Source organism: Bacteroides caecigallinarum, from assembly GCF_021531075.1.
In the GTDB taxonomy this organism is placed as follows: Bacteria; Bacteroidota; Bacteroidia; order Bacteroidales; family Bacteroidaceae; genus Phocaeicola; species Phocaeicola caecigallinarum_B.
Genome location: NZ_JADYTJ010000003.1, coordinates 77,349 through 89,766, shown reverse-complemented (window position 1 = coordinate 89,766; position 12,418 = coordinate 77,349). Strand labels below are relative to the sequence as shown.

11 protein-coding genes and 2 pseudogenes are annotated in these 12,418 nt (G+C 45.5%); 4 read left to right on the top strand and 9 right to left on the bottom strand.

All coding sequences use genetic code 11. The features are described from left to right. Window positions 1-828 precede the first annotated feature (828 nt). The 9 genes and pseudogenes from I6E11_RS01655 to I6E11_RS01615 all read right to left on the bottom strand — a co-directional run bounded on the left by I6E11_RS01655 (window position 829) and on the right by I6E11_RS01615 (window position 7,409). Window positions 829-1,173 (bottom strand): HigA family addiction module antitoxin, encoded by a 345-nt coding sequence (locus I6E11_RS01655; protein WP_235336094.1) that lies wholly within the window; start codon window positions 1,171-1,173, stop codon window positions 829-831. 10 nt (window positions 1,174-1,183) lie between these two features. Continuing rightward, window positions 1,184-1,462, bottom strand: a complete 279-nt coding sequence (locus tag I6E11_RS01650) for a type II toxin-antitoxin system RelE/ParE family toxin (RefSeq protein WP_317221505.1) — start codon at window positions 1,460-1,462, stop codon at window positions 1,184-1,186. Further along, window positions 1,437-1,805: a hypothetical protein gene (locus tag I6E11_RS01645; protein ID WP_235336092.1), complete on the bottom strand. Its 369-nt coding sequence runs from the start codon at window positions 1,803-1,805 to the stop codon at window positions 1,437-1,439. Before I6E11_RS01645 ends, I6E11_RS01650 begins: the two co-directional genes overlap by 26 nt. A 300-nt stretch (window positions 1,806-2,105) precedes the next feature. Further along, a complete protein-coding gene (locus I6E11_RS15315; protein ID WP_394800087.1) occupies window positions 2,106-2,474 on the bottom strand; it encodes a hypothetical protein in 369 nt (122 codons plus the stop codon). A gap of 148 nt (window positions 2,475-2,622) precedes the next feature. Further along, window positions 2,623-3,093: a hypothetical protein gene (locus I6E11_RS01635; protein WP_235336091.1), complete on the bottom strand. Its 471-nt coding sequence runs from the start codon at window positions 3,091-3,093 to the stop codon at window positions 2,623-2,625. 120 nt (window positions 3,094-3,213) lie between these two features. Further along, window positions 3,214-4,047 carry a fimbrillin family protein gene (locus I6E11_RS01630; RefSeq protein ID WP_235336090.1) on the bottom strand — a complete coding sequence of 278 codons (834 nt, stop codon included), beginning with the start codon at window positions 4,045-4,047 and terminating at the stop codon, window positions 3,214-3,216. A 40-nt stretch (window positions 4,048-4,087) separates the two neighbouring features. After that, entirely contained in the window at window positions 4,088-5,005 is a 918-nt protein-coding gene (locus I6E11_RS01625; protein ID WP_235336089.1) for a dolichyl-diphosphooligosaccharide--protein glycosyltransferase subunit 2, read from the bottom strand. 15 nt (window positions 5,006-5,020) lie between these two features. Continuing rightward, a pseudogene (locus I6E11_RS01620) lies at window positions 5,021-6,121 on the bottom strand (DUF3575 domain-containing protein). A 170-nt stretch (window positions 6,122-6,291) separates the two neighbouring features. Beyond that, window positions 6,292-7,409, bottom strand: a pseudogene (locus I6E11_RS01615) (helix-turn-helix domain-containing protein). Between the two features lie 492 nt (window positions 7,410-7,901). Here I6E11_RS01615 and I6E11_RS01610 point away from each other — a divergent pair. The 4 genes from I6E11_RS01610 (at window position 7,902) to I6E11_RS01595 (ending at window position 12,277) form a co-directional block, all read left to right on the top strand. Beyond that, window positions 7,902-9,047 carry an aldose epimerase family protein gene (locus I6E11_RS01610; protein ID WP_394800086.1) on the top strand — a complete coding sequence of 382 codons (1,146 nt, stop codon included), beginning with the start codon at window positions 7,902-7,904 and terminating at the stop codon, window positions 9,045-9,047. A 33-nt stretch (window positions 9,048-9,080) separates the two neighbouring features. Continuing rightward, on the top strand, window positions 9,081-10,826 hold the full coding sequence (locus tag I6E11_RS01605; protein WP_235336087.1) for a sodium:solute symporter: 1,746 nt from the start codon (window positions 9,081-9,083) through the stop codon (window positions 10,824-10,826). A 64-nt stretch (window positions 10,827-10,890) separates the two neighbouring features. Continuing rightward, on the top strand, window positions 10,891-11,568 hold the full coding sequence (locus tag I6E11_RS01600) for an NUDIX hydrolase (protein WP_235336086.1): 678 nt from the start codon (window positions 10,891-10,893) through the stop codon (window positions 11,566-11,568). Between the two features lie 19 nt (window positions 11,569-11,587). Then, window positions 11,588-12,277, top strand: a complete 690-nt coding sequence (locus tag I6E11_RS01595; protein WP_235336085.1) for an L-ribulose-5-phosphate 4-epimerase — start codon at window positions 11,588-11,590, stop codon at window positions 12,275-12,277. The last annotated feature ends 141 nt before the right edge of the window (window positions 12,278-12,418 follow it).

Here is a 12,418-nt window from a genome sequence, read left to right as displayed (position 1 = left end):
CCCGATTCAGATTCCAGCAGATGGATTCATTTCAAAAAATGCTTTGTTATGTTCCATATCTTTTGTACTTTTGTATCGCAGTCCCGGGCGTTCCTCTCCCAGCTTTCAGTTACTGGTGATGAATCCGGTTTTTTTATGCGTGTACGTAAAGATACAATTATTTCTTTTCCCATCAAATTCTTTAGTTTAGCATTTTTGAGTTAATTGCTTTTTTCTATTTCCTAACGCTATATGTGCAAACACACTAAGCCCCCGGCAAAATAAATCTGCCGAAGGCTCCTGTTTTTTTATTCTCTTATCTCGCTTTTCAATAACCTCCAACACAACCTTTCTCACAATCGGCATGTTCCTGACGGAAGCCGGAAGACAAATGGCTGGGCATTGCAGACGGCTTTAATATATGGATAGAAGAAGACCGCGAACAGCTGAAAGGAAAGGGAAAGGATAAGGATATACTGCGAAACCTGCAATTCACCCGGCGGTATATTAAAGGCAAGAATGTTGTCCTGCCGGATGATGTACTCACTACCGGAGAAAGTTTCAGGCAGCTGAAACGAAAAATGGAACAACTGGGAGCATTGTCCGTTGTCGGGGTGTTTCTGGGAAAGACAGTGTAATATTTTGATTCTTTTGTTTATTTCTTGTCTTTTTAGTCTAATGATTGCCCCTTCTTATTCTTCCACTTCACCGGCAACTAACAGAAATCCCATACTTACAGCATATTGTTTTTTTTCAATATGGCACGGGTTATTTTCAATCCAAAAGACCTGTTCCACCTTCCCCTTTTATCAAGAGAAGCGGGACAGGAAACCTTCTATGTAACGTAAGTTACAGCATGGCGGCATACTTGCGTACCTGCTTCAGACGCTCCATAAAAGAGGGATTGGCAGCGACCTGCCACATGTTATATTTCAACTGCAGACGCATTAGTGAATCCGCAGGTACATTCAGAGCTGCCTCGAAGAGCATTGCTGTCTGTGCCGTAACAGGACGACGACAGTTCAGAATGTCATTCAACATTTTATAGGAGATTCCCATCTGCTCTGATAACTTACGCTGCGAAATCTTGCGGTATTCAATCTCTTCTTTCAGGACTTCACCAGGGTGGGTAGGATATGCCGGAGTGAGGTTGTTGGCAATCATCGTAGGATCTATTCCTTGTTTCTCAATCATAAGCCGTCTGTTATTTATAATGGTTCGACAAATCTGTAATATTGCATATCGTTGCGATTGTTTCGCCTTCTCTTGTTCGTTCTTCGAACTCAATGCGGTACTTGTCGTTCACTCGCACGGACGAAAGTCCGGCTTTATCGCCTTTCAGCTTTTCGTAATTCAGCGAGTTGTATCTTTGAAGCCCCTGTACGTTCGAAGTCTCTATCATTATGTCAATGACGCGGATATATTTACGCACCACCTGCTGTTGATATCGGTGTTTCTTATCCGTCTGTCCGGTAACATACATTTCCTTCAAATACTTTTCGTTGAATATGATTTCCATGCAATTCTATATTGTTCACATGCCAAAGATAATAGATTATCCGTAATAATCCACTATATAAGTGGAAGTATTTTATATAACAGCCATCAGTTTCACCAATCATGGATAAATCCACTACCTTTATATATACCTCGTGTACATCCTTGCGGAGACTTCCTATTTTGTAGGTAGTAGCTTCCAATTCCTGTTGTCTGTTCTGTTCATTGAGCCCAATATAGACGATGCCGAAAATGACGAATAGTATCAGCACATATCCTGCCGCTATCTTGATGCGCAGGTGTCTGGTTGCTATTGTTTTCTGTTTCATGCGGTATACCTCATTTTTTATATTATTCTTTTCTCCTTATTAAAATGCAGCCCACTGACCTTGCGGTAGCGGGCTGCGGTGTCTGTATGATGTTACCGGGCAGAATGCTCCCGCCAGGAATGGGAGTTCTTTTCTTTTGGGGTTATACTTCGGTTATCTTCCGTTGCGGGCGGAACTTTTCCCGCCAGACGGTTTACTATTTCTTCAATGTTGGCAATGCTCCGTCGAGTGAGTACTGCCAGCCTGCGCTCTGCAGGGCGGCGTTCATCTGTGTAACGGCATTTGTCCAGTTACCGTCCGTCACTTGGTGGTTTCGATAGTGGTTCCTCCCTGATTGTAGCCGATGCCTGCGTCGGGATTGCTTCCCCAGTAGCAGGCGGTCAGGGTGCAGTTCAGCGAGAGGTCACCCTGTGAGGCTTCGTTCCATGCCAGCAGGCCGTCGGCGTTGTAAACCTCGTAGGTATTGCCATCAGCAGACAGGTTATATCCCTTGTCCTTATTCAGCGTGATGTTGTAGAACTTGCCCACCTCGGGGGTGATGGCGGTAGAGAGGGGGCGTTCTTTGTTGTCGTGATTTGCCATCAGCTTGGTTATCGTGTAGCCGGACACCACGTTCGCCTCCCAGCAGGTGATGGTGGCGCCGTTCTCGGTGTGTTCGCACTGCTTCATCTCTATCCAGACCTCGTTCGTGCCCTGTGCACGACTTTGCCTTTTTCGTAGGTACACTGTGTGTAAGTATAGAGCTGAAGGCTTTGCATCTCGCCGAGTGCATCGTCCGAAGGCGTGATGCATACCTTCGCCAAAGCGTGGGTGAAGTTCAGCGTGACCGGAATCTCATAGTTGCCACTGCCTGTGCTGTACAGCAGATAAGCAAGACTTTGACTCTGGTTACCGAGGTCGATGGTGCCGTCCGTGGCGGGGTACCAAGAATTAACGGTGTTGTCGTTGCGGTCGCTCCAGTATAGGGGCGTTTCGGCTTGACGGTGTTGTCGTCCTGCACGGTGTAGGTGCCGCCCTCTTCCTCGCCGTCAATCTGCACGGCGAACAGGTCGCCTGCGTCGAACACGCTGCCCGTGCCGTCCGCAATCTCGCTGACGCGTGTCTGCGGTGCGCTCCAGGGCTGCGCCTCGCCGCCCTCCACGCTGATGGTGATGCTGGCTATCTCAAGGGGATTTTGTCCTTTGGGCAGACGGTTGCCGTCCGCCAGCTCGTCCATCGTGCAGGCAGCCGTGGCAAGGAGCAGCGCGGCTGCTGCAAGAAGCAGATGGATGGAATGTATTTTTTTCATATCGGGTTGTTTTTTATTTGTTTTCGTTTTGTGCTGCCGCCTGCGAAGGCGGCCGTCGCACCATTCTGTCTATGGACAGCTCCGGCTTGACGCTTGCGCCGGGGCAGCTGTATGTGAAACTTACAGCGTGGTACTTGCATCGTTCGAATCTCCGGATTTCCACGGGGTAATCTCCGATTCTTCCACCGTAATACCCTTGTTATTGAGCGTTATGTCGTAGGTGTAGGCATAGCCTGCGGAGAACTGATTTGCTTCGGGCTTGGATGGATTCGGCAGTGTGGTTGTATAGTCCAGTCCGTTGAAAGACACTTTAAGGTCAAGAGAGGAGGTCACTCCTTGTGGGAGAATAATGACTTGCGAAGTGGTGGCACCGTTAAGCTGCATGGTAATCAGCGATTCGGAGGCTGCGGTTACGGCAGTCGTGCCCGTAGGTTCCGTTTCGCTGAACCTGAGGCCGTCGCCTGCCTTGAATGTGAACTTGATGAGACTCATGCTGTGGTGGAAAGAGTTGTCTGCGCCGCCTTCAGCCGTTTTGTCGGTGAAGCTCACCTTCGGGTTGTGTGTGTCGCCTGTGGATCCCGAGGCAAAGAGGAGGTCGATGCCCGTGCCCTGTTTGTCGGCTGCGGTGCTGACGGTCACCGTTCCGCCGTCAGCCTGATACGGATAGTAGGCATTGAAAGTCTTAGTTTCGTTGTCATTGAAATAGATGGTCGTACCCTCGGGCACGAACAGGCCTCTCTCTCTCACGTAGGGCACGTTGGTAAAGCCTGCGCCGGTGACGCCGATGCGGTCGCCGTCGGTCCAGTCGGTTCCTTCCGAATTGACTCGGGTAGCGGGCGTAATGTCGGCAATAAACTGAGCGGCTACCGGGCCGTCATTCAGGCTCTCGTTGTCGTTGTTACAGGCGGCAAGTGTCAATGCCAGCGCTACGAAAGCAAAAAATCTTGTCTTCATTATATTTATAGTTTTTAATTGTTAAATTGCATAGTTCCCGTTACATTTCCGCACTGGCATCGCCACCTTCCACCGTTTCCCTTCCGGTAATTTTGCCCTTGCCTTCTTCCATGCCGACGAGGGTCTCCAGCGTTCCGGTTATGCGATAGACGGTAATCATGTCACCGTAAAAGTTGGCGAGAGCTTCGGTCAAATCCACCTCGGTGTGTTGTGTGCGTCCGCCATCGGTAAAGACGATGTCCAGCACCAGTGTCTGAACGGCTCCCATCGTACCCAGCAGGTGGGCGTCGGCCGTGAGCTTGCTGCCTTCACGGGTGAAGGAGAAGACCGTGGAGGTCGGTTCGCCGATGGTCTGTCCCTTCTCCATATCAAAAATTCCGGCTATGCCGCTGAGGGTGGCGGTAACGCTCTGTATCAGTTCGGGGCGTCCCTGTGTCACTTCCAGTTCCAGTTGCAGGTCACGTACGCGCTGCTGCGGAACAGGACTGACACGCAGCGTGTCGTCAGCAGTTACGGTTATCTCCTGACTGACGGTCTTCAGATAGCCCGGAAGTGGGATTACGGATGCACCGTCCGCACAGCTCTTGCCATCGGGGGCATTGACCCGTGCCATCCGTCCGTTGAAAGTGAAACCTTCCGCACGGTTATAGATTACCATACTGTGTGTTCCCGGATTGAGCAGGTCAGGATTGGTGAATGGCGAACCTGTAATGTCGGCCACCTTCCCGTCCATGTCGAGTACATAGTTATCGTCTGCCGACAGTCCCGTCAGGCTGATGGTGACAGCTACCTTGTCGGAATGCGGCGTGTCATAAAGCGTATCTTTCACACAAGAGGCAAGCAGCAGTGCAGTCAGCAAGACTGACGCAAATTTGACTTTTTCCCCGAAAAGGTGAAAATTCGTTTTACGAACGACTAATATTCTTGATAAACGATATCTGTATTTTGTCTGTTCCATAAAATTCCTCCTTCCTTAGAATAATTTCCATACCAATGTCACACCGGCATTGATGGGACCCCACCAGTCCTGAGTCCCCGTGCCGCGGCGTACTCGCACACCGTCGATGACCTCATATTTCTCATAGTCGGCATTCAGGTAGCCCAAGCCGAGGTTGAAATCAATAGCCAGTGTCTTGTTCAGCCGCAGCTGGTAGCCGGCGGTAATGCCGCCACCCATCAGGTCGCCTTGCTTGCCTGTTTCGGAGAGTTTGTTGTTGAACTGTCCGGCCTTGAACATTGCGCCTACATACCAGTATTTCTTCTCACCCATGTAGTAACGCACTTCCGGAGCCACTTCCCAGAGTGCATAGCGGCGGTCTTTGTCGTTCCACGTCCAAGAAGTCCACGAGCCGTTTACGGCAATGCCACACGACGGGCAGATGCGCCATTCAAGTCCTAAATCGGGTGTCAGGGTAGCCCAGCGCAACAGGTTGGCACGCAGGGAGAGATGATAATCATTTGTGATTTTGGTTTCTGACGGAGTGTCGGCAAGTGTATTTTGTTGAACCTCTTTCTCGGCTTCCGCTTTTTCAGCGGCAAGTCGGGCTTCTTCCGCCTTGCGCTGCTCTTCGGCAAGACGTTCCTGTTCGGCACGCTTCTCGGCTGCCAGTCGTTAGGCTTCCGCTTTGCGTCGGGCTTCCGCATCCGTATCCATTACGGCTGTCTCTTTTACCTGTACCGTCAGGCGTACGGTGACAAAATCACCCTCAGTTGCATGGTTGCGGGTGATGAAATTCTCCTCTTTTATATCCGCACGTGTAATCAGTTCGGATTTCACACGATTGGCACGGATCTTTGCCGTAGCAAGATTTTCGGCTTCACTGCCCCGCGAGTTGCAGTAGTCATCAACATAAAGCGGCAGCTTGCCGTCAAGAATTGTGGTTTTGTTGCTTTCGATACATTCCAACAGACGGGCAAGTTCCGTGTCATTGCCGTTCCAAGGCACGTAAAACATGTCCTTCTGCGGAACGAAGCGGAAGGTGTAGGTCGTGTCTGCTTTCTGTTGCGCAATGACAGGAAAAGTTACCGTCATCAGCCACAGAAACAGGGTAAGAAAAGTGATTTTTCTACTCATATTTTATATGTATTTGATATTCACAATGAATTACGACATATAAAATAAATTTAAAAATTCCATTAGTATATTATCAGAATCTATAAAAATTGTATTAATTGTCAAAATCGCTTTTTTTGCTGTTTAGACTATTCGTTTTTTGTAGAATAGGATATTTTTATGACAACAGTCTATTGCATCCTTGTTTTCCTCCATCTGGCAGGAGAACACCCCTCTCTTTCCCTGAACAGACGTATGAAATGGCTTGGAGACTGAAAACCTGATTTCGAGGATATATCGGCTATTGTCATCTCCGGATTATTGCCGAGAAAATATTTTGCATACTCTATCCTCATACCGGTAATCCAGTCACGGAAGGAAACGTTATATTTTGATTTGATATATCCGGAAAGATAAGTACGGTTTGTCTGCAAAGTTTCGGAAAGTTCCTTGATTGTAAGTCCGGGACATACATAACCGTCGGCCTGAATCCATGCGGCTATCTTCTCTGATATCTCGGCATAATGAGACGGAGCCCCGACATCTTTTGGCTCTTCCGGAAAGACATCAGTAACGACTACAGAAGACATTTCCGACTCGAATACTCTTTCCACCTGCTCATAAAACAGCAGATAGTTCATATACGAACAGAAAAGATATATATAGAAAGGAACTGACGAGAGAATCCATATAAACACATAATCATCGGGCAGAAAAGTTAACAGGCCACACCCCACACCGAATATAACAGCCCACCATGTGAAAACCGAAAGCCACCTGATATAGGTTCCTATATCGTCGGAATGGGTATCCTCGAACAGAATGACGGCACGTTTATAGGCCTTTATAAGACGCAATGCGAGAACTATGCCATAGACAACAAGCCAAAGAGCCAGACACAAAAGCCCGACATTCTGCATTGTTCCGTCCGGAAGGAAAAGCAATACTACGGATGAAAGGGCTGTAAACAATATCCACAGAAACAGATGGACAGTAAATCTGCGGCGTGTGATATAGAAACGGTCGAGCAAAGTAGTAAGGGCAGAACTGAAGAGCCAGTAGCACAGAAAATATGTGGAAAGGTTCATCGTTATGGCGGCATTAACGTCAAGAAATCTTATTCCGAAAAAGAAATGTACGGAATAATTGACGGCAAGCATAAGAAGAGCTGTACCCATAATGCGACGCGAACGAAGATAATTACCGAAAATAGCTTGTCGGGAGTTCTGCCGAAAAGTAAATAAAAACCGAAGAAAAGCATCAGGGGTAATGCTATGCAAAGTGAATAGCTGTATATAGAATGTTCCATATTCTATTGATTTAAAGTGATTTCACAAACAAATTTAAATATAAATCTTTATTTATGTATAAAACAGCGACAAAAAATTACATCCAGCATACGGAATCACCTGATTTGAGCCGGCAACAGCTTTAAGCGTACATTTTTAGTGTGACACGTTCGTGTAACGCGTGCAACACATTCGTGTGACTCGTGTGACACGTTCGTGCAACGAGCGTAACACGTACGTGTAACGCTAATCTTAACGGCTTGTTTTATTAAACAAACTTGCATACAATTTTCCCTGATAATCAATCATAAGATATACACATTATATATATAGCATGCAAAAGCCTAATAAAGAGGGTAAAAACGCTATATAAAGAAGTCAGTATTACAAAAAGTGTCAAAACAACACTTTTAATGTTGTAAAACATATAAATATTCAAACGAGTTAAGAAAAAAAGTGTTATTTTTACACCGTAAAAAAGAAAACACCATAAATAACATATAATGAGAAACATGAAGAAGTCATTTTTAAGCGTCGGTGCCGCAGTAATCCTGTTAAGCGGATGCGCATCACAAGAGAAAAAAACAGAACTTACACTGTCTGGACTAAATCCTAGTAACTTTGAAACAACAATCGACGGCAGTAAGAAAACAGCTCTTTACAAGCTTACAAACAAAAACGGAATGGAAGTTTGTGTTACAAACTTCGGAGGTAGAATAGTATCTGTAATGGTACCGGACAAAAACGGCAAAATGACAGACGTTGTGCTTGGATTCGACAACATCAATGATTATCAGAATATACCAAGTGATTTCGGAGCAAGCATAGGAAGATACGCCAATCGTATCAATAAAGGAAAGATAAATATCGACGGACAGGAAATACAGCTCCCTACCAACAATTTCGGACACTGTCTGCACGGCGGACCTACAGGATGGCAGTATCAGGTGTACGAAGCTAATCAAACTAACGACAGCACTATCGTTCTTACAATGAAGTCGGCCGACGGCGACAATAATTTTCCGGGAAATGTTACCGCAAATGTTACTTATACATTGACTCCGGACAATGCCATTGACATAAAATATGATGCAACTACTGATAAGACTACAATTATCAACATGACAAACCATTCATATTTTAACCTCAGCGGAGACATGTCTAAACCAGCTACAGACCATATCCTATATGTAGCTTCGGACAGCATCACTCCGGTAGACAGCACTTATATGACAACAGGCGAAATGATGGCCGTTAAAGACACTCCTTTCGACTTCAACACGCCTAAAACAATTGCTCCGGACGTAACAGCTTTTGACAATGAGCAGGTTAAGTTTGGAAACGGTTTCGACCACAACTGGGTATTGTCAACCAAAGGTGACGATACAAAGGTTGCAGCCAAACTTACAAGCCCAACAAGCGGCATAACACTTGAAGTTTATACCAACGAACCGGGAATTCAGGTATACACCGGAAACTTCCTGACAGGCAAGGTAAAAGGCAAACATGGTGTAGCATATCCACAACGTGCTTCAGTATGTCTTGAATCGCAACATTATCCAGACAGTCCTAACAAGACTCAATGGCCTTCTGTAATCCTCAAACCTGGAGAAAAATACTACAGCCACTGCGTTTTCAAATTCGGAGTTGAAAAATAACATATAGTATAATATCATAAAAACACTTTTATCATGAATTGGAGTTCAAAAGAATTTATTTGGTTGGACTGGGCTGTTCTGGTCATAGGTATTTTGGGAGTGGCTTGGGCAGTTTGGCGCGCAGTACGCAAGGACAAACTTGCAATGCAGGGAGCCGACAGTCAGGATTATTTGTTTGGAAAAGGTGAACCTTGGTACGTTATCGGTGCTGCAATCTTTGCAGCCAACATCGGTTCGGAACACTTGGTAGGACTTGCAGGTACAGGAGCAAAAGACGGTGTAGGTATGGCACACTGGGAAATGCAGGGTTGGATGATTCTTATTTTGGGATGGTTGTTTGTTCCATTCTATCAGTTGTTGAACAACAAAATGGGCAAGATTATCACTATGCCTGACTTCCTGAAATACCGTTATACTCAGAGAACAGGCTCATGGTTGAGTATCATCACTCTTATCGCCTATATTCTGACAAAAGTGAGTGTAACAGCATTCACCGGTGGTATCTTCTTCGAATACTTGTTCGGACTTCCATTCTGGTGGGGAGCTCTAGGACTGATTGCAATCACTGCTGTATTTACTGTTTTGGGAGGTATGAAAGGTGTGATGACAATGTCTGCCATACAGACTCCTATATTAATTATTGGTTCGTTCCTGGTACTCTTCCTGGGACTTTCGGCTCTTGGACAGGGAAGCATTGCCGATGGATGGGGCAATATGATGGAATATGCACGTTCTGCCCACGAAGGATATGGTATCAACCATATGTTCCACTGGGACGAAGGAGATCCAATGTACTCTAAGTTCCCTGGATTTGCTGTATTCATCGGTGCTTCTATCATCGGTTTCTGGTATTGGTGTACAGACCAGCATATCGTTCAGCGTGTACTCGGACAGCAAAAAGGCGAATCTGATGATGTAGTAATGAAACGTGCACGCCGCGGTACTATCGCAGCCGGTTATTTCAAGATTCTTCCTGTATTCATGTTCCTTATCCCTGGTATGGTAGCAGTAGCATTGGCACAGGATCCTAACAGCGGTATCGTAATGGATCTTACAAACCAGCATGATACTGACGGCGCTTTCGCCATGATGGTTAAGAACATTCTTCCTGCCGGAGTGAAAGGATTGGTAACAATCGGTTTCATCTGCGCACTGGTAACTTCACTTGCTGCATTCTTCAACAGTTGTGCAACTCTGTTTACAGAAGACTTCTACAAACCTATGCGTCAGGGCAAGAGCGAAGCACACTATGTATTCGTAGGCCGTGTGGCAACGGTGGTGGTCGTTATCCTTGGTTTGCTCTGGTTGCCTATCATGATGAACATGGACAATCTGTACAGCTATCTGCAGGACATCCAGTCACTGTTGGCACCTGCTATGGTAGCGGTATTCACATTGGGTATTTTCTCTAAGAAAATCACTCCAAAGGCAGGCGAATGGGGACTTATCGGTGGTTTCATCATCGGTATGGTAAGACTCGTGACAAACGTAATAACAAAGAGTGGTACAGCCAATATGGAAGGAGCATTCTGGGATGCTACAGCATGGTTCTGGCAGACTAACTGGTTGATTTTCGAAATATGGTTACTTGTATTCCTTATGATAATGATGGCAGTAGTGTCTTGCTTCACTCCGAAACCAACAGCACAACAGATTGAAGCAATCACATTCACCAGCAGCTATAAGGAACTTATCAGAAAGAGCTGGAACAAGTGGGACGTAATTGCAACACTTGGTGTTGTGGTTCTCTGCGGATTATTCTACGCCTATTTCTGGTAAAAAACTTAAATATTGTTCTACATTTGCAACAAAATAATGTAGAACAATATAAAATCTGTATTACATGACAGCATACTACAAACAAAATCCAAAATTCTATGTTGGCATTGACTGTATTATATTCGGTTTCGAAAAAGGCGAACTGAATCTGCTCCTTCTAAAGAGAAATTTTGAACCGGCTAAGGGAAAATGGTCTCTTATGGGAGGATTTATACAAGAAAACGAAAGTGCAGACGATGCAGCAAAACGCGTACTTAGCGAACTGACAGGACTTGAGGACGTATATATGGAACAGATTGGTGCATTTGGTGCCGTAGACAGAGACCCGGGAGAAAGGGTAATCTCGCTGGCATACTACGCACTGATTAACATAAACGAATACGACCGTGAACTGGTTCAGCAGCACAATGCACACTGGGTGAACATAAACGAAGTGCCAGACCTGATTTTCGACCATTCGGAAATGGTTACGAAAGCAAGAGAGATGATGAAGGAAAAGGCATCGAACAAACCTATAGGGTTCAATCTTCTTCCGGAACTGTTCACACTGACACAGGTGCAAAACCTGTACGAAGCTATATACGGAGAAACAATGGACAAAAGAAATTTCCGTAAGCGTATAGCTGAAATGGATTTTATAGAACAAACAGACAAAATAGACAAGACAGGATCAAAAAGAGGTGCACGTCTTTACAAATTCAACGACAAGGTATACGAAAAAGATCCTAAATTCAAAATCTGATTTTTTAAATAACTCGAATATGTTAGAAGCATTAAAAGAAAAAGTATTCCATGCTAATCTGGATCTGGTGAAACATGGACTTGTAATCTTCACATGGGGCAATGTTTCGGCAATAGACCGCGAAACCGGACTTGTAGTGATAAAGCCAAGCGGAGTATCATATGATGAGATGAAAGCTGATGATATGGTGGTAGTAGACCTTGAAGGCAATGTAGTGGAAGGTTCTCTTCGTCCGTCGAGCGACACCCCTACCCATCTGGTACTTTATAAGGCATTCCCTGAAATCGGTGGTGTGGTTCACACTCATTCCACTTATGCCACTGCGTGGGCTCAGGCTGGACTTGACATTCCAAACATAGGAACAACTCATGCGGACTATTTCCACGAAGCTATTCCTTGCACAGCAGATATGACTGAGGCTGAAGTGAAAGGCGAATATGAAAAGGAAACAGGCAACGTGATAGTGAAACGTTTCGAAGGTATGAATCCTGTACACACTCCAGGAGTTTTGGTAAAAAATCATGGTCCTTTCTCATGGGGTAAGGATGCAAACGATGCTGTCCACAATGCAGTGGTTATGGAACAAGTGGCAAAAATGGCAAGCATTGCTTATGCTGCAAATCCTAACCTTACAATGAACCCTCTGCTGGTAGAAAAACATTTCAACCGCAAGCATGGTCCTAACGCCTATTACGGACAGAAAAAATAAATAAATAAGTAAATAAAGGAGGTAGAGGAGATAAAGGAGATAAAGTAGGTAGACAAGATAAAGTAAGAGGCATTACTTCTTAACTTCATTAACTTCTATAAATTCTTAACTTCTATGACTTCATACTTCCACAACTTCCAA